The organism is Luteimonas sp. e5 (assembly GCF_054031035.1).
The window spans coordinates 470088-487914 of sequence record NZ_JBSTRX010000001.1 but is presented as its reverse complement, the minus strand read 5'-3'; the positions used below and the strand labels follow the sequence as shown (position 1 = coordinate 487914).

Annotated in this window: 18 protein-coding genes; 11 read left to right on the top strand and 7 right to left on the bottom strand. The window is 68.9% G+C overall.

The annotated features are described in order from the left end of the window. Positions 1-39 precede the first annotated feature (39 nt). Together ACW11F_RS02400 and ACW11F_RS02395 are read right to left on the bottom strand one after the other, a co-directional pair. Positions 40-609: an NnrU family protein gene (locus ACW11F_RS02400; RefSeq protein ID WP_456995316.1), complete on the bottom strand. Its 570-nt coding sequence runs from the start codon at positions 607-609 to the stop codon at positions 40-42. Between the two features lie 123 nt (positions 610-732). After that, positions 733-2862 (bottom strand): M13 family metallopeptidase, encoded by a 2130-nt coding sequence (locus tag ACW11F_RS02395; protein WP_456995315.1) that lies wholly within the window; start codon positions 2860-2862, stop codon positions 733-735. Positions 2863-3080: 218 nt separating this feature from the next. Between ACW11F_RS02395 and ACW11F_RS02390 the strand changes: the two genes are divergently transcribed. Both ACW11F_RS02390 and ACW11F_RS02385 read left to right on the top strand, forming a co-directional pair. Then, a complete protein-coding gene (locus ACW11F_RS02390; protein WP_456995314.1) occupies positions 3081-4466 on the top strand; it encodes a S41 family peptidase in 1386 nt (461 codons plus the stop codon). 4 nt (positions 4467-4470) lie between these two features. After that, positions 4471-5241, top strand: a complete 771-nt coding sequence (locus tag ACW11F_RS02385; RefSeq protein ID WP_456995313.1) for a hypothetical protein — start codon at positions 4471-4473, stop codon at positions 5239-5241. Positions 5242-5297: 56 nt separating this feature from the next. Here ACW11F_RS02385 and ACW11F_RS02380 read toward each other — a convergent pair whose 3' ends face one another. Both ACW11F_RS02380 and ACW11F_RS02375 read right to left on the bottom strand, forming a co-directional pair. Then, the gene (locus ACW11F_RS02380) at positions 5298-6620 is read right to left on the bottom strand and encodes an amidohydrolase family protein (protein WP_456995312.1); all 1323 of its coding nucleotides are present in this window, start codon (positions 6618-6620) and stop codon (positions 5298-5300) included. Continuing rightward, entirely contained in the window at positions 6617-7924 is a 1308-nt protein-coding gene (locus ACW11F_RS02375; RefSeq protein WP_456995311.1) for an amidohydrolase family protein, read from the bottom strand. The genes ACW11F_RS02380 and ACW11F_RS02375 overlap by 4 nt, the downstream gene beginning before the upstream one ends. 133 nt (positions 7925-8057) lie before the next feature. On the opposite strand from ACW11F_RS02375, the gene ACW11F_RS02370 reads away from it, so the two are divergent. The 9 genes from ACW11F_RS02370 to ispA all read left to right on the top strand — a co-directional run bounded on the left by ACW11F_RS02370 (position 8058) and on the right by ispA (position 15426). Beyond that, positions 8058-8684 carry a peroxiredoxin gene (locus tag ACW11F_RS02370; RefSeq protein ID WP_456995310.1) on the top strand — a complete coding sequence of 209 codons (627 nt, stop codon included), beginning with the start codon at positions 8058-8060 and terminating at the stop codon, positions 8682-8684. Between the two features lie 46 nt (positions 8685-8730). Further along, on the top strand, positions 8731-10176 hold the full coding sequence (sbcB, locus tag ACW11F_RS02365) for an exodeoxyribonuclease I (RefSeq protein WP_456995309.1): 1446 nt from the start codon (positions 8731-8733) through the stop codon (positions 10174-10176). Then, positions 10173-10859: a DUF2461 domain-containing protein gene (locus tag ACW11F_RS02360; RefSeq protein WP_456995308.1), complete on the top strand. Its 687-nt coding sequence runs from the start codon at positions 10173-10175 to the stop codon at positions 10857-10859. Before sbcB ends, ACW11F_RS02360 begins: the two co-directional genes overlap by 4 nt. Positions 10860-10861: 2 nt before the next feature. Beyond that, positions 10862-11446, top strand: coding sequence for a DUF2939 domain-containing protein (locus tag ACW11F_RS02355; RefSeq protein ID WP_456995307.1), 585 nt, complete (start codon positions 10862-10864; stop codon positions 11444-11446). A gap of 123 nt (positions 11447-11569) precedes the next feature. Next, complete coding sequence (locus ACW11F_RS02350; RefSeq protein WP_456995306.1) at positions 11570-12523, top strand: acetyl-CoA carboxylase carboxyltransferase subunit alpha; 954 nt, start codon at positions 11570-11572, stop codon at positions 12521-12523. A 70-nt stretch (positions 12524-12593) separates the two neighbouring features. After that, positions 12594-12896: a hypothetical protein gene (locus ACW11F_RS02345; protein ID WP_456995305.1), complete on the top strand. Its 303-nt coding sequence runs from the start codon at positions 12594-12596 to the stop codon at positions 12894-12896. A gap of 45 nt (positions 12897-12941) precedes the next feature. Continuing rightward, positions 12942-14279, top strand: a complete 1338-nt coding sequence (gene tilS, locus ACW11F_RS02340) for a tRNA lysidine(34) synthetase TilS (RefSeq protein ID WP_456995304.1) — start codon at positions 12942-12944, stop codon at positions 14277-14279. A gap of 3 nt (positions 14280-14282) precedes the next feature. Beyond that, positions 14283-14546 carry an exodeoxyribonuclease VII small subunit gene (locus tag ACW11F_RS02335; protein WP_456995303.1) on the top strand — a complete coding sequence of 88 codons (264 nt, stop codon included), beginning with the start codon at positions 14283-14285 and terminating at the stop codon, positions 14544-14546. Beyond that, positions 14539-15426, top strand: coding sequence for a (2E,6E)-farnesyl diphosphate synthase (gene ispA / locus ACW11F_RS02330; RefSeq protein ID WP_456995302.1), 888 nt, complete (start codon positions 14539-14541; stop codon positions 15424-15426). The genes ACW11F_RS02335 and ispA overlap by 8 nt, the downstream gene beginning before the upstream one ends. A gap of 14 nt (positions 15427-15440) precedes the next feature. Here ispA and ACW11F_RS02325 read toward each other — a convergent pair whose 3' ends face one another. From ACW11F_RS02325 to pmbA, 3 genes are all read right to left on the bottom strand, one after another. Then, on the bottom strand, positions 15441-15851 hold the full coding sequence (locus ACW11F_RS02325) for a DUF4870 domain-containing protein (protein ID WP_456995301.1): 411 nt from the start codon (positions 15849-15851) through the stop codon (positions 15441-15443). Between the two features lie 134 nt (positions 15852-15985). Next, the gene (locus ACW11F_RS02320) at positions 15986-16339 is read right to left on the bottom strand and encodes a DUF4870 domain-containing protein (RefSeq protein WP_456995300.1); all 354 of its coding nucleotides are present in this window, start codon (positions 16337-16339) and stop codon (positions 15986-15988) included. 94 nt (positions 16340-16433) lie between these two features. After that, a complete protein-coding gene (pmbA, locus tag ACW11F_RS02315) occupies positions 16434-17789 on the bottom strand; it encodes a metalloprotease PmbA (RefSeq protein ID WP_456995299.1) in 1356 nt (451 codons plus the stop codon). Between the last annotated feature and the right edge of the window lie 38 nt (positions 17790-17827).

Genomic DNA, 17827 nt, shown 5'->3' with positions numbered 1-17827 from the left:
GTAGGCAGCCGGCACGCCGCGCAAACCCGCGTCAGCCTGCTACAGCGGCGCGACGCCGAACAGCCAGCGGTGCAGATACAGCGCGAACAGCAGATAAAAGCCGAGCCCCAGCACGATGGTCACCAGCGTCATCGACCCGCGTGCATTGACGGCATCCACCTGCAGCGGGCGCCGCCGTGCTTCGGCGTAGCCGAGCACTGCCCACAACGCGAAGCCCGCGCACAGCAGCACCATGTGCAGCTTGCCGCTCAGCATCAGGTGCGCCAGCGCCCACAGCGCGGTGCCGAGCAGCATCGGATGCCGCAGCCGCGCGCGGATCGCGTTGTGCGGCACATAGGCCGCCGTGAGCAGGACGAAGGCCAGTGCCAGTAGCGCGAACGCGGCATGGCGCAGCGAGGCCGGCGGCTGCCACAGCCATTGCGGCTGCCGCCCGAGTTGCGCAAAGCCCCAAGCCATGGCGATGAAGGCGAGCAGCGAAATCAGGCTGAACAGCCCCTTCCAGCGCTTCTCGCCGAGCCGCGCCAGCTGTGCCTGACGCCAGCGCGGTGCCAGCATTCGCAGCGAATGCAGGCCGAGGAAAACCACCAGGCCCAGCAGGAACAGCCCCATGACGCACCCCGTGATGGCGAGGCTCACACGCTAGCGCACTTGCCTTCCGCCAGCCAGCGGGCCGGCGCCGGAAACGACCGGGCCGCCTTGCGGCGGCCCGATCTCGCGCGGCAATGCGGTGAATCACCAGATGCGCACCCGCTCCTCGGGCTTGATGTACAGCGCATCACCCGGCTTCACGTCGAACGCCTGGTACCAGGCATCGATGTTGCGCAGCGGGGCGAACGCGCGGATCTGGCCCGGCGAATGCGGCCCGTTGACCAGCTGCTGGCGCAGGGCGTCATCGCGCCACAGGGTGCGCCACACCTGGGCCCAGCCCAGGAACAGGCGCTGTTCGCCGGTGAAGCCGTCCAGCACCGGTGCCGGCTTGCCGCCGAGCGAGCGGCGATAGGCCTCCAGTGCCACGCTGAGCCCGCCCAGGTCGGCGATGTTCTCGCCCATCGAAACCCGGCCATTGATGTGCATGCCGGGCAGTTGCGGGAACTCGTAGGCTTCGTACTGCGCACCCAGGCGGCTGGCCTGGGCTTCGAACTTGGCCGCGTCCTCGGCCGTCCACCAGTCGCGCAACATGCCCTCGCCATCGGACTTGCGGCCCTGGTCGTCAAAGCCGTGGGTGATCTCGTGACCGATCACGCCACCGATGGCGCCGTAGTTGACCGCCGGGTCGGCATCCGGATCGAAGAACGGCGGCTGCAGGATCGCCGCGGGGAACACGATCTCGTTCTTGACCGAGTTGTAATAGGCATTCACCGTCTGCGGCGTCATGCCCCACTCGCCCTTGTCGACCGGGCCGCCAAGACGGCCACGACGCCAGTTCCACTCGAATGCCTGCGCACGCAGCGCATTGCCGAACACGTCGCCGTTGCGCACTTCCAGCGCGGCGTAATCGCGCCACTTGTCCGGGTAGCCGATCTTGAGGCCGAAGTTGCGCAGCTTGGCCTGCGCCTCGCGCTTGGTGTCCGCGCCCATCCAGTCAAGCTGGTCGATGCGTGCACCCATCGCCGCCTTCACGTTGCTCACCAGGGCGTCCATCTTGGCCTTGGCATCCGCAGGGAAGTACAGGGCGACGAAGTCGCGCCCGATCGCCTCGCCCATGATGCGCTCGGCGTACTCGACCCCGCGCTTCCAGCGTTCGCGCTGCTCCGGCTGGCCGGACATGAACTTGCTGCGGAACTCGAAGTTGGCATCGACGAAGCGCCTGGACAGCAGCGGCGCGGCGCTGTCCGCGGTCTGGAACGCGGCCCAGGCCTTGAGCGTGTTCAGCGGCGTGTCGGCGAAAATCTGCGCCAGCTTGGGCAGCGCGGTCTTCTGCCGCACCACCACCACCGGCGCGTGGCCGAGCCCGGCGGCGGCGAAATACGCCGGCCAGTCCATGCCCGGGGCATAGGCGGCGAACTCCGCCATCGGCACCGGGTTGTAGGTCTTGTCGCGGTCGCGGCTCTCGGCGCGGGTCCAATGCGCCTCGGCGATGCGCATTTCCATCGCCATGATGTCGCGCGCGCTCTTTTCCGGCTGCGCCCAGCCGACCATGCCCAGCATCTGCGCCATGTAGGCGAGGTAGCGCTCGCGCTGCGGGGCGAACTTCTCTTCCAGATACATCTGGCGATCGCCCAGGCCAAGGCCGGACTGGCTCATGTACAGGGTGTAGCGGTCGGGGTCGCGCTGGTCGTCGGAGACGCCGACGCCGAAGAAGCTGCCGCCGAAGCGCTCGTTCGCGCGGCCCATCAGCGCGGCGATGCCGGCCTTGTCGCGGATCGCGGCGATCGCGGCGATTTCAGGCTTCAGCGGCGCATCGTCGAGCTGTTCGACGGTGGCCTCGTCCATGAAGCCGCGATACAGCGCGGCGATCTTGGCGGCATCACCATCGCTGGCCGGATTGCCCGGCGCATAGCCTTCCACCAGGTCGCGCAGGCGTGCTTCGGAAAGATCGCGCAGGCCGTGGAACACGCCGAAATTGGAACGATCGGCGGGAATCGGCGTGTTGCGCGCCCAGGCCCCGTTGGCGTACTCGAAGAAGTCCTCGCCCGGCTTCACGTTGCGGTCCATGCCGGCCAGATCCACGCCCCACTCGCCGAAGCGGGGAGCGGCGACGGCCGGATTGCCAGTGCCGGCCTGGGCTTCGGCTGCGAACAGCATGCGCTCGAGGCAGGCATCGTCGATGCAACCTGCGCCGGCGGCAGGCGAATGGGCGGAAAGTGGGGCCGAAAAGGCGGTGCAGACGCCAATGGCGGTGGCAAGCAGTGTCTTGTTCAAGCGGAACGGTCCTCGTCCTGATGAAATGAAGGCATGACATGGCGCCGCGCGTAACATGCGGCAACTGTCCAATCAACGCTCGGGCGGGCGCCAGGTTGACTGCGCAACTTAACCCCACGCGACGCGGCCTGCATATGCCGTTGGCCATGGTCCGAATGGCCACTTGCCAGTCGGGCGTTGCCGCCGGATCCTGTCACCGTCTGCCGCATGCCCCTGCCATGAAGAAACCCGTCACAGTCCTGTCATTGCTGCTGGCCCTGGCCGGAGTCCTCCCACGCGCAGCCGTCGCTGCCGATGCCCCGCAACCGTTGAGTGCGCAGCAGTCACTGGCCAGCTTCGATGCGGCCTGGAAACTGGTTGGTGAATCGCCGTATGACGTGCGTGGCAAGGGTCTGGACTGGGACGCCATCGGCACGCGCTACCGTGCGCAGGCCGAGGCGGTGCGCGACCGCGAGGGCCTGCACCGGGTGATCAATGCGATGCTGGACGAGATCGGCGAGTCGCACTTCGGCCTGATACCGGCCACCCTGGTCGAACTCGGCGACTCGCTGCAACAGGCGCAGGAACAATCCGCGGCACCGATCGCACCCGGCTTCCATGACAGCGGCATCGAGGCCCGCATCATCGATGACGCGATGCGCATCGTGCGCGTGCGCGCGGATTCGGCCGGGGCGCAGGCAGGCATCCGCCCCGGCTGGCGCATCGAAACGGTGGATGGCGTCCATCTGGGCGAGGCACTGGAAAAGCTCCTGAAACTGCCCGCCGACCACCAGCGCCTGCCGCGCCAACGTCTGGAGGCGCTGGTGCGCGCACGCCTGGGCGCACAATCCCCGGCGGCCCCGGCGCGCCTGCAGTTGCGCGATGCCGACGACCAGCCGCACGAGCTGCGCCTCGAGCCGGGCCCGACCCCGGGCACCCTGGTCAACGTGCCGATGCTGCCGCCATTGATGTTCCACCTGGAATCGAGCCGTCTGGGCGATCCCGGCGATTGTGTCGGCTTGATCCGCTTCAACGTCTGGGCCCCGGCGCTGGCCGAAGCGTTCCCGCGCGCACTTGACCAGGTGCGCGACTGCGGTCGGCTGCTGATCGACTTGCGCGGCAACCCCGGCGGCGTGATCGGCACCGCCATGGGCGTCGGCGGCTGGCTGGTGGAAACCGCGACCCCGCTGGGCGAGATCCGCGCCGGCGGCTCCGCCGCGCGCCTGCCCGCCCTGCCGCGCCGGGTGGGTGACGATGGCACCCCGCGCGAACCGTACACCGGCCCGCTGGCGATCCTGATCGACGGCCACTCGGCCAGCACCTCGGAAGTGTTCGCCTCGGGGATGCAGGTCGCCGGACGTGCGGCCATCGTCGGCACCGCCTCCTCCGGCATGGCCCTGCCCTCGCAGATCGCGCGACTGCCCTCCGGCGACCAGCTGCTGTACGCGGTGGCCGACCTCGTTGCACCTGATGGCGAGCGCCTGGAAGGCCGCGGCATCCAGCCCGACATCAGCGCAAGCGACAGCGCTGCCTCGTTGCGCGCCGGCCACGATCGCGCCCTCGAGGCCGCGCTGGCATGGCTGCGCGCGCCCACTCCGTTGTCTCCCTCCACTGCAAAGGAATGACCCGATGAAAATGAAATCCCTCCCGCTGGCACTGGCCCTTGCCTGTGCCGTGTTCCCGGCCACGCTGCTGGCCGACGAAAGCGCCCCCTCGCCGCGCGCGGTGGTTGACCGCTACATCGAGGCGCTGGGCGGCATGGAGGAGGTCACCCGACGCGGGATTCGCTCCGCCTACGGCACCTTCAGCATGCCCGCCGCCAACGTCAGCGGGGCGATGCAGGCGTTCGCCAACGGAAGGGACAAGATCAGCGCGAAGGTCGAGCTGCCGGGCATCGGCGAGATCCGCTCGGGCATCAATGGTGACGTGGTGTGGGCGATGGATCCGTTCCAGGGCCCGCGCCTGCTGGAAGGCGTCGAGCGTGCCCGCGAGCTGGAGAACGCCGACCCGGACGCACTTGCCCGCAGCGATGCCTTCGTCGAGGCGATGCATGGCGAAGGGCGCGCCGAATTCGACGGCAAGGCGTGCTGGAAGGTGCGCATCGAATGGAAATCCGGGCGCGAAAGCTGGGATTGCTATGGCGTCGATGACGGCCTGCTGTTGGCCAGTGGCGGCAAGACCCCCTCGCCGATGGGCGAGATCGAGACCACCGCGGTGATCAAGGAATACCGCGAGATCGGCGGCTATCCGGTCGCGACCCGGATCGAAATCACCTCGATGGGCCAGCAGCAGATCCTGGCACTGGACCGCATCGAGCAGAGCGCGCCCGATGACGCGGTGTTCGAGCTGCCCGCGGCGATCAAGACCCTGGTCGAACAGCAGGCGGCGAAATCCCGCTGAGCCTGCTGCCAACGCGCGCGAGGCGCTCGCCTCCGCGGAGGCCTGCCGCGTCCGGCTCAGCGCCGGGCGCGGCTGACCACCTCACCCTCGATCACCACGCCGATGACGTGGCTGCCGTACTCGAACGGGTCACCATCGAACAGCACCAGATCGCCATCCTTGCCCGCCGCCAGCGAACCCACCCGGCGTTCGATGCCGAGGATGCGCGCGGCGTCGCGGGTGATGCTTGCCAGTGCCGCCTCGCGCGGCAGGCCGTTGGCCGCGGCGATCGCCGCCTCCCACAGCACCACCCGCGTCTTCGGCACATAGCCCTCGTAGCCCGATTGCAGGGCGAACGGAATCCCGGCCTGGTGCAGCCTGGCCGCAGTGGTGAAGCTGGCGTTCTGCAGCTCGCCGCTTTGCCGCGCCATGCTCGGATGCAGCAGCACCGGCACACCGCTGCGCTTGATCGCGTCCAGCAGCAGGTAACTCTCCGCGGCGCCATCGAGCACGATGTCGATGCCGAATTCGTCCTTCAGCCGCAGCGCGCTCATGATGTCCTGCGCCTGCCAGGCGGTGATCAGCAGCGGTATGCGCCGCTGCAACACCGCGCGCCAGGCCTCCTGTTCGAGGTCGCGGCTGCCCGCCGATGGCTCTTCGCCACGGCGCCGCTGCGGCTCGGCTTCGGGCTGCAGGCCCATTTCCTCTTCCCAGGCCTGCTCCGAATCGGCACTGGCCGCGCTGCGCCGGGACTCGCCGGCGGCGGTGCCCGATGTCTTGCCCGCGCCATCACGGGCCTTGATCAGCGCCGCACGCAACAGCGCCATCTGCTTGGCGCGGGTGCCCGGTGACTTGCCGCGCTCGGCCAGCGCGCCGGGGCCGAGCTCGGCGGCGATCATCGCCCGCGGCCGCAGCAGCGCGGCTTCCACGCTGTTGCCACGGGTCTTGACCAGCATGGTCTGCCCGCTGACCAGTGCGCCCGGGCCATGCCCGGTGTGCAGCGTGGTCACGCCCAGCTCGCGTACCCAGCCGACCAGTGGCTCGCGCGGGTTGTAGGCGTCGATGGCGCGCAACTGCGGCTGCACCGGGACGGAGGCTTCCAGCTGATCCTGGTCATGCGGCTGGTTCATGTAGCCGGCAAGGCCGACCACCGAATGGGCATCGATCAGGCCCGGCGTCACCACCGCCGCCTGCAGCACCTCGATGCCTTCGGGAATCGTCACAGTCGCCGCCGGGCCGACCGCGGCGATGCGTCCGTCGCGGATCAGCACCACACCATCGGCAATCGGCTCGCCTTCCATGGTGTGCAGCAGGCCCGCACGCACCGCCACATCGCGCGCGGCGGCCGGCAAGGCCAGACACAGCAGGGCCAGGCCCGTCAACAGGATGCGCGCGTTCAATGCCCGTCCTCCATCATGATCACGTCCCAGGCGATGCCGTCACGGCTCGCGCCCCAGCCACCTTCGGCCAGCAGCGCGTCCTCGGGCCGACTGCGTTCGAACATCAGGCGTCCCTCCACCCAGGTTTGCTGCACCTTGCTGTACACGCTCAAGGGATCGCCGTCGAGGACGATGAAGTCGGCGTCCTTGCCCGCCTCCAGCGAACCGATGCGCGCGTCCAGCTCCAGCATCTTCGCGCCGCTCAGGGTCAGCGCCTGCAGCGCCGCATCGCGCGACATGCCGCCGCGCACCGCCAGTGCCGCCGAGCGCAGCATCAGACGTGAATCGGTGATCGGGTCATCGCTGTGGAACGCGGTCAGGATCCCCGCGCGCTCCAGCACGGCGCCGCTTTGCAGCGAGAAATCCATGGTTTCGAGCTTGCCGCCGGGTGCATCGAGCACGATCGAGGACACCGGCACACCCGCTGCCGCGATCTCGTTGGCCACCATCCACGCATCGGTGCCGTGCTGGATCACCACCTTTAGGTTGAATTCGCGCGCCAGCCGCAGCACGGTCATGATGTCGTCGTGGCGGTGGGTGTGGAAATGCACCACCCGCTTGCGCGCGAGGATGTCGCACAGTCCTTCCTTGGCCAGATCGCGGCTTTTGGGCGGCCGCGCGCAGTATTCGCGCCCGGCGACCAGCGCGGCGCGCATCATCGCCGCGGACTTTCCGCGGGTGCCGGGAAACGGCCCTTCGCGACGCATCGGATTGGTGCCGTTGGCCATCTTCACCCCGCCGGCGTGGCTGCCGTCGGGCAGACGGATGGTCAGGTCTTCGATGGTGGTCGCCGGACGCAGCTTGAGATAGAGGGTCTGCCCGGAGAGCAGGTGCCCGGAGCCGGGCATGACGTTGACCGTGGTGACGCCGCCGGCGCGCGCCTTGGCGATGCCGCTGTGGCGCACGTTGATCGAGTCCAGCGCACGCACATCGGGCTGGATCGCGCCGCTGCCATCGGCACCGGCGACCTGGCCCACGTGCGAATGGGTATCGACGATGCCGGGCATGATCACCTTGCCATCCAGCGCGCGGCGCTCGGCATCGGCCGGAATCGCGACGTCACGGCCCACCGCGACGATGCGTCCCTTGTGCACCAGCAGCACTGCATCTTCCACCGGTGGCGAGCTGATCGGCAGCACGGTGGCGCCGGTGAAGGCGATCGGACGCTCCTGCGCCGCGAGCGGTGGCAACAGCAAAGCGAGGGACGTGGCCACCAGGCCGGTGAACAAACGGTGGATCGACAACAACGCCATCAGCTTCCCCATGCAGGCAATCCGGTGAATGGACTGAATCGAACGTTAACCCTGCCACGCGGAGCGCGCCAGTGCCCGGCCCCTGCAAGCGGGTGCAGACGGGGCGCAAGGTATAAAAGGGCATCCCCATGTTCCGGAGTGCGCCATGCCCCGCCCCGCCACCTTCGCCCTGCTGCCCCTGCTCGCCAGCCTTGCCGCCTGCGCGCCCGCACCGTCCGCCGATCCCCAGGCCGCTGCCGCCACGCCGGTGGCGGATACCGATGCGGCGGCGGCACAGAACCCGCCAGCCGCCAGTGATGGCCTGCTGCAGGCCGGCCAGCCGGCACCCGACTTCAAGGCCGATGCCTGGCTGTCCGGCGAGCCGTTTGCCTTCGATCTGGCCGAGGCGCGCGGCAAGGGCCCGGTGGTGGTGTATTTCTTCCCCGCCGCCTACACCCCCGGCTGCAACATCGAGGCACGCCTGTTTTCCGAGGCCATCGAGCGCTTCGCCGCGGCCGGCGCCAGCGTGATCGGCGTCACCGCCGGCAACCGCGACCAGCTGGCGCGTTTCTCCGCCGACAACGAAAGCTGCGCCGGCAAGTTCCCGGTCGCGGCCGACCCGGATGCGCGGATCGCCGCCGAATACGGTGCGCGCATGGAGCGCAAGCCGGAATGGTCGAACCGCAGCTCGTTCGCCATCGACCGCGATGGCCGGATCCTGGCGGTGCATTCGGATCCGGCGCCGGAAGGCCACGTCGAGGCGATGCTGGCGGCGGTCGGCGCCGCGCGATGAGGCGGCCGCGGCCCCGCGCGAACCGTGCGCGACGGGATTCACGCGCATGAGCGCAAGCTTCCTGTTCTACGACCTCGAGACCTTCGGCACCGACCCGCGTCGCAGCCGCATCGCGCAGTTCGCCGCGATCCGCACCGATGCCGAACTCAACGAGATCGATGCACCACTGGACTTCCTGATCGCGCCGGCGCATGACCTGTTGCCGACGCCCGCGGCGACCCTTGTCACCGGCCTGGCGCCGCAGCGCGCCGCGCGCGAGGGCATCAGCGAAGCCGAGGCGATGGCGCGCATCTTCGAGGAGATGAGCCGTCCCGAAACCTGCACCGTCGGCTACAACTCGCTGCGCTTCGACGACGAATTCGTGCGTTACGGCTTCTGGCGCAATTTTTTCGATCCGTATGAGCGCGAATGGCGCGGCGGCAATTCGCGCTGGGATCTGCTCGACGTGATGCGTCTGGCGCATGCGCTGCGCCCCGACGGCATCGTCTGGCGCCAGCGCGAGGATGGCGGCGGCACCAGCTTCAGGCTCGAGCACCTGGCCGAGGACAATGGCCTGCGCGAGGGCATGGCACACGAAGCCCTGTCCGATGTGCGCGCATTGATCGGCCTGGCGCGCACGCTGAAAGCGGCGCAACCACGGCTGTGGGAGTACGCGCTGGGCCTGCGCGACAAGCGCGCGGTGATGCGCATGCTGGACGCCTTCGCGATGCAGCCACTGCTGCATGTTTCGCAGCGCTTTCCGGCTGCGCGCCTGTGCGCGGCGCCGGTGATCCCGCTGACCCGGCATCCGCAGATCGACAGCCGGGTGATCGTGTTCGACCTTGGCCAGGAGATCGAACCGCTGCTGCGCCTGGATGCCGAGGGCATCGCCGACCGGCTCTACGTCAGCCAGCGCGATCTTCCCGCCGGCGAGACGCGCATCGCGCTCAAGGAAGTGCATGCCAACCGCTGCCCCGCACTGGTCGAATGGGGCCATCTGCGCGAAGCGGATTTCGAACGCCTCGGCATCGATCCGGCCGTGGTCGAAGCGCGCGCCGCCGAGCTGCGCCGGCACGGGCCGAAACTCGCGGAGAAGATCCGCCAGGTGTTCGCGCGCCCGCGTGACTGGAGCGACGCCGATGCCGACGGCGCCCTGTACGACGGCTTCGTCGGTGACGGCGACAAGCGCCTGATGCCGCAGCTGCGCGCGATCCCGCCCGAACGCTTCCGCGAAGGCGACATCGAGTTCCGCGATGCACGCCTGAACGAGCTGCTGTGGCGCTATCGGGCGCGCAACTGGCCGCAGCACCTCACCTTCGACGAGCAGGAGCGCTGGTACGACTATCGCCGCCGACGCCTGCTGGAGGACAGCGGCCTTGGCGAAATGGCCCTGCCGCAGTGGCGCGCCGAGATCGCCGCCTTGCGCGAAGCGCATGCCGACGACACGCAGGCACTGCATCTGCTCGACCAGTTGCAGGCCTGGGGCGACATGCTGGAGGCGGAGGTGGCGTGAGCAGCTACTTTTCCCCCGCGTCGTTCCGCTTTCTGCGCGCATTGGCGCGCAACAACCGGCGCGACTGGTTCCACGCGCACAAGGCCGAATACGAGGCCGATGTGCGCGAACCGTTCCGCCGCCTGCTCGACGACCTGCAACCGGCGCTGGCCGCGATCAGCCCGCATTTCCGCAGCGATTCCGGCCGCGTGGGCGGTTCGCTGTTCCGCATCCAGCGCGATACCCGCTTCGCCCACGACAAGTCGCCGTACAAGTCCTGGCAGGGCGCACGCCTGTTCCACGAACGCCGCCGCGAAGTGCCGGCGCCCTCGTTCTATCTGCACCTGCAACCGCGGGCCAGCTTCATCGGTGCCGGTCTGTGGCACCCGCAGACGCCAACCCAGCGCCGCGTGCGCCAGTTCATCTTCGACAATCCGGCCGGCTGGGCACGCGCCGCGCATGATGCGCGCCTGCGCAGGCGCTTCGACATGGCGTCCGAGGACATGCTGCTGCGGCCACCGCGCGGCTTCCCGGCCGATTTCGTGCATCTGGACGATCTGCGCCATCGCAATTTCGCCCTGCTGCGCCCGCTCGCCGATGGCGACATGACCTCGCCCACCCTGCTGCGCATGGTGGAAGCCGACCTGCGCGCGCTGGCACCCTTCGTCGACTATCTGTGCGCCGCACTGGATCTGGAGTTCTGAGCATGAACACGACCCTGCGCCGCCTGCTGGCCCTGACCGTGCTCGGCCTCGTGCTGCTGCTCGCCTGGCTCCTCGCCGGACCGTGGCTGGCTCTGCGCGGCATCGACCAGGCCCTGGCCAGGCGCGATGTTTCGAAACTGGCCCGGCACGTCGACTATCCCGCCCTGCGTGCCAACCTGCGGGCGCAGATGGAGGATCGCCTGGCGCGCGAAATCGACGCCCGCTTCGGCAGCGGCAGCACCGGCGTGGCAGCCGCCGCTGCCGCGCGCATGCTGTCCGACAGCGCGATCGACGCGGCGGTATCACCTGCCGGCCTGGCCGTGCTGCTGCAAGGCCATGCGCTGCTGCAACGGGCCACCGGCAATACCGACCCCGAAGGCGGCGTGCTCGGCGGCCCGGTGCCCTGGCAACCGATGCAGGATGTCAGCACGCGTTTCGAATCGCCCTCGCGTTTCGTCGCCAGCAGTGCACGCGAAGATGGCTCGCGCATCGATTTCATCCTCGAGCGCCAGGGCCTGCGCTGGCGGCTGGTGGACGTGCGCCTGCCAGCGGCGGCGACACCACCCGCAGCCGCGACGCCGGATTGAGGCCATCCCGGCGATGCCCGGGCAGCGTCGGCAGGCTGCCTCGCGGGCAGCGCCGTACGCCAACGCATCGCCCCATCCATTAGACTGAAGGGTCTGTCCAACTGGCCGCGTGACTTGGCGCACATGAATTCCAATTACCTCGATTTCGAGCAGCCGATCGCCGATCTGGAAGCGAAGATCATGGATCTGCGCAAGGCCAGCGACGGCCAGGCGGTGGACATCGATGACGAACTCAAGGCGTTGCAGGACAAGCTGCGCCAGCGCACCGCGCACATCTTCCGTGACCTTTCGCCCTGGCAGGTGTCGCAGATGTCGCGTCATCCGATGCGGCCGTACACCAACGACTACATCAAGATCATGGCCAGCGAGTTCCAGGAGCTGGCCGGTGACCGCGCATACGCCGATGATCCGGCCATCGTCGGCGGCCTGGCGCGCATCAACGGCCGCAGCGTGCTTATCCTCGGCCACCAGAAGGGGCGCGACACCAAGACCAAGGTGCGGCGCAACTTCGGCATGCCGCGCCCGGAGGGCTACCGCAAAGCGCTGCGCCTGATGAAGCTGGCCGAGCGCTTCGGCCTGCCGGTGATCACCTTCATCGACACCCCGGGCGCCTACCCCGGCATCGGCGCCGAGGAGCGCGGGCAGTCCGAGGCGATCGCGCGCAACCTGCTGGAAATGGCCGAACTGAAGGTGCCGATCGTGTGCAACGTGATTGGCGAGGGCGGCTCCGGCGGCGCGCTGGCGATCGGCGTCGGCGATGTCACCAACATCCTCGAATACGGCACCTATTCGGTGATTTCGCCCGAAGGCTGTGCATCGATCCTGTGGAAGGACGCGGCCAAGGCGCGCGACGCGGCCGAGCAGATGGGCATCACCGCACCGCGGCTGAAGGCACTGGGCCTGGTGGACAAGGTGGTGCGTGAGCCGATCGGCGGCGCACACCGCAATCCGCGGCAGATGGGCCGCCGGCTGAAGGCGGTGATCATGAACCAGCTAGACGAACTGGAGAAGCTGCCGCTCGAGGAGCTGCTGGAGCGCCGCTACCAGCGCCTGCGCGGTTACGGCGCCTACGCCTGAGCACGCCAGAAGCCGTGCGAATCCCCTAAGCTTGAAGCCGCCGGCAATCGGCCGGCATGGGGAGATCATGATGGTCATCAAGCGTATCGACGTTCTGTCCGCCGGCAAGATCGCCGGCATCATCGCCGCGGCATTCGGCCTGCTGGCGGGGCTGATTTTCTTCCTCCTCGGCAGCGTGATGGGGGGCATCGCGGGTGCCGCAGGGGGCGACAGCGGCTTCGGCGTGATGGGGGGCATGATCGGCGGCGTGTTCGGCATCATCGTGCTGCCGATCATGTACGGCCTGTTCGGCTTCATCGGCGGCATGCTGCAGGCGCTGATCTACAACATCGCCGCCGGCGTGATCGGCGGCATCCGCATCGAAACCGAGTGAGCCCCGGCCGTGCGACCCGCGCGCCCGGGTCGCACGGCCCGAACCATGTCCGCGCCCCTGCCCGCCACCTTCCCACTGCCGCCTGACACCGCGGATCCGGGGCGGCGCTACCTGCTCGGCTACAGCGGCGGGCTGGATTCGAGCGTGCTGCTGCATGCACTGGCCGCACTCGCGCGCGGACGCCTGCGCGCGATCCACGTGCACCACGGACTGCAGGCCGGGGCCGATGCCTGGGCCGCGCACTGCGCCGGGGAATGTGCGGCGCTCGGAGTGCCCCTGCTGACCGAACGGGTCCAGGTGCACGACGAGGGCCACGGCCCCGAAGCGGCGGCGCGCGAAGCGCGCCATGCCGCCTTCGCCCGTCACCTGCGCCCGGGCGAGATCCTGGTACTGGCCCATCATCAGGACGATCAGGCCGAAACCTTCCTGTTGCGCGCGCTGCGTGGCGCCGGTCCGGACGGACTGGCCGCGATGCGGCCGTGGCGCGAATACGCTGCGGGCGCGCTGTGGCGTCCGCTGCTCGACACCCCGCGCGACGCACTGCTCGCGCATGCGCGCGCGCATGGGCTGCGCTGGATCGAGGATCCGAGCAATGCCAGCGCCGACTTCGATCGCAACTGGCTGAGACTCGAACTGATGCCGCGGCTGCGGCAACGCTGGCCGCATGCCGCGGCCGGCCTCGCGCGTGCGGCGGCCTTGCAGGCTGAAGCCGTGCAGCTGCTGCAACAGGACGAGCGTGAACACGCGCTGCCGGCGGACGCCGATCACGTGGCGCTGGAAGCCCTGCGTGCCGTGCCGCGACCCCGCCGTGCACGTCTGCTGCGCGAGTGGCTGCAGGCACGCGGCTTGCCGCCGCTGCCGGCCGAGGGCGTGCGCTGGCTGGAGCAGGAACTGACGCGGCCGCCGAGCGATGGCGCCAGCCGGCTGCACTGGGCCGGCACGCAGTTGCTGCGCTGGCGCGACGCGCTGTACCTCGATCCGGGCGTGGCAGCGTTGCCGCACGGCTTCCACTGCGAATGGGACGGTCGCGCGCCGCTGCACCTGCCCAATGGCCTGCTGTGGCGGCTGCATGGTGCCAGCGCGTTCGATGCACCCTTGCAGGTGCGCGCACGCCGTGGCGACGAACGCATCCGCCTGCCCAATCGCAGCCACCATCATCGGCTCAAGCATGCGCTGCAGGCGGCCGGTGTGCCGCCCTGGTGGCGCGCGGCCTGGCCGCTGCTGCAGGATGCCGATGGCACGCTGCTGGCCGCGGGCCGGCTGCATTCGGCAGCACTCGCGACCTGGCTGCAGCAGCGCGGGGCGTGGCTGGAACTGGCGGACACACGCCCGGAACCGGACACGGCGATGATTGACCCATCACCCGGTGCACCGCACACTTGAGCCATGACACGCAAGCGAACCGAACCCGAGGCCAGCTCCCCGGTCGCCGATTTCGAGCGCTCGCTCGACGAACTCGAGCAACTGGTGGAAAAGATGGAAACCGGCGACATGTCGCTGGAGGATTCGCTGTCCGCCTATGAACGCGGCGTGGGCCTGTACCGGCGCTGCCAAGGTGCGCTGGAACAGGCCGAGCTGCGCGTACGCCTGCTGTCCGACCCGCAGGACCCGGACAGCGCCGAAGCGTTCATCGACGACGCCGATGCCTGAGCATGCCCTCGCCGCGCGCCTTGCCGCATGGCAGGCGCGCATCGAAGCCGCGCTCGAGCGCGTGCTGCCGCCCGCCTCGGAGGAACCCACGCGCCTGCATGCGGCGATGCGGCATGCCGCGCTCGCCGGCGGCAAGCGCATCCGTCCGTTGCTGGTTCATGCCACCGGCAATGCCTTCGGCGCAGCCGACGACGCATTGGACGATGCCGCGCTCGCGGTGGAACTGATCCACTGCTATTCGCTGGTGCATGACGACCTGCCGGCGATGGACGATGACGACCTGCGCCGCGGCCGGCCCACGGTGCACATCGCTTTCGACGAGGCCAGCGCGATCCTCGCCGGCGACGCGTTGCAGACGCTCGCCTTCGCACGCATCGCCGAAGCACCGCTGGCCGCGGACACGCGCATCGCCATGCTGCGCGAGCTCGCCACCGCCAGCGGCCATGCCGGCATGTGCGGGGGACAGGCACTGGACATCGCCGCCACCGGCCAGGACATCGACCTGCCCCGCCTCGAGCGCCTGCATGCACTCAAGACCGGCGCCCTGCTGCGCGCCTCGGTGCGTCTGGGCGCACTCGCGGCAGGTGTCGATCGCGCCCGCAGCGAGCAACTGGATCGCTATGCCGATGCGCTCGGCCTCGCCTTCCAGATCAAGGACGACCTGCTCGATGTCGAATCCGACAGCGCGACGCTGGGCAAGACCGCCGGCAAGGACCAGGCACAGGACAAGGCCACCTTCCCCGCGCTGATCGGCCTGGACGCCTCGCGCCGGCGCCTGGCCGAACTCGGCACGCGGATGCAGGATGCCCTCGCCGCGCTGGATGCCGACACCCGCGTGCTGGCCGAACTGGCGCGCCGGGTCATCGAGCGCCGGCACTGAGCCGGCGCCCGCGCTCAGCGCAACAGGCGGATGGTCAGCGGATAGCGATAGCGCTCGCCGCTCCAGGCCTTGACCGCGGCAATCACGGTGAACACCAGCCAGGCCAGCGCCAACGCCAGCCACAGCGGCAACGCGACCAGCAGCCCGATGCCGAGAGTGAACACCACCAGCAGGATCGAGACCACGGCGTAGATCAGCATGCTGAGGTTGAAGTTGAAGGCTTCGGCAGCATGTGCGGTGGCGAACGGGTGGCGGCCACGCACCAGGAACCAGACCAGCAACGCCGCCAGCGCACCGGCGACGCCGGCGAACCAGCTGGTGGCGAACGCCGCGACCAGCGCGCCGACATGGGCCCCGGCCGCCCACAGGCGTTCTTCGGAGGACGGCTCGCCGACGGCCAGGTCGCGGGGTTGATTGGAAGACATCGCAAACTCCGTGAATCGGGATCTGTCACTGATATCGGGACGCCGACCCTCACCCGCAAGGCAGCGATCGGGCAGCGCAGACGACGATGCCCGGCACGGGCCGGGCATCGCGGTCGGAAAACGATGGCGTTGGCTTACTTGATCAGCCGCAGTGCGAACGGGTAGCGATAGGCCACGCCATCGTTCGCCTTGATTCCGGCGATGATCGCGAAAATCAGGCCGACGAGGCCCGCCACCATGTTGATCAGCGCGCCGATCAGGATGATCGAAAGGATCACGCCGATGATGTAGATGATCAGCAGGGTGATCTGGAAGTTGAGCGCTTCCTTCGACTGGTCGGTGACGAAGCTCTTTTCCGGCTTGTCCTTGTTGATCAGCCAGATCACCAGCGGGCCGATGAAATTGGTGAGGATGCCCAGCAGATGCGCCAACATGGCCATGGTGCGGTCTTCGGAGGGAATCGCGGGACTGTCGATGTTTTCATTCATGGCATGGTCAGCCTGTGTGTGGATGCGTCCCGACTGTACCTTGTGCGGATTACCGACGCCATCCCGGATCACGAATCCGGGCGAGGCGGGCCACTTACTCCCCGGCCACGGTCATCCGCCCGACCAGGATCGGGCCGGTGCGCACATGCGAGCGCGGGTCGACATCCGCGCCGACCGCTTCGATCGCGGAGAACATCTGCCGCAGGTTGCCGGCAATGGTGATGCCATCGACCGCGTGCGCGATGGCACCGTTCTCGATCAGGAATCCTGCCGCCCCGCGCGAATAATCGCCGGTCACCGGATTGACACCCTGCCCCATCAGTTCCGTCACCAGCAACGCGCGCGGCAGGCCGGCGATGATCGACTGCAGGTTGTCGGCATTGGCCGCCACCTGCAGGTTGTGCACACCACCGGCATTGGCGGTGGTGGCAAGCCCGAGTTTGCGTGCCGAGTAACTGCCGAGCAGATAGCGTTGCAGGATGCCGTCCTCCACCAGCGGCGCGCGTCGCGTGGCCACGCCCTCCGCATCGAAGGAGGTGGAACGGAAACCGCGCGGCATGAACGGATCTTCCAGCAGCGAGAACCAGGACGGGAACAGCGCCGTGCCCGCCGCATCGCACAGGAAGCTCGCGCGCCGGTACAGTGCGCCACCGGACACCGCAGCCAACAGGTGGCCGATCAGGCCACGTGCCGTTTCGGCGCTGAACAGCACCGGCATGCTGGCGGTACCGAGACGACGCGGGTCGAGCCGTGCCAGTGCGCGGCGCGCGGCATGGCGGCCCACCTCGACCGCCGGCTCCAGTCCGCCAAGGTCGAGCGCGGTGCTGTACCAGCCATCGCGCTGCATCGCCTCGCCGCTGCCGGCAATCAGCGCGCAGCCCAGGGTGTACTGGGTATCCCGCTCGCGGCCGACGAAACCGTGCGAATTGGCGTACACGCCAAGCGCTTGCGCGCTGCCGAACGAGGCGCCATCGGAGTTGCCGATGCGCGGGTCCAGCTCACGCCCGGCCTCCTCGCATTCGAGTGCACGCGTGATCGCCTCTTCGGCGGTCACCGGCTGCGGGTGCCAGGTGTCGAATTCGCGTATGTCCCGCGCCATCAATTCGGCATCGGCCAGGCCCGCCGCGTCATCTTCCTCGGTATGGCGGGCGATCGCGCAGGCCTGCTCGACCGTGGCTGCCAGGCTGTCCGCGCGCAGGTCGCCGCTGCTGGCGCTTCCCTTGCGGCGGCCGAAGTAGACGGTGACGGCCACCCCGCGGTCACGGGTGGATTCGACGGTTTCCACTTCGCCCATGCGCACCGCGACCTGCAGACCGCTGCTGTCCGAGCAGCTCACCTCGGCCTGGCTGGCGCCGCGCGCACGCGCCAGGTCCAGCACTTCCCGCGCGGTGTCCTCCATTGCCTGCAGGCGGCTCAGGCTGTCGTCATGGGCAAGATCAAGGGCGGGCATGAATTATCCTGTGTGCAGCAATACGGAAGACGAACACG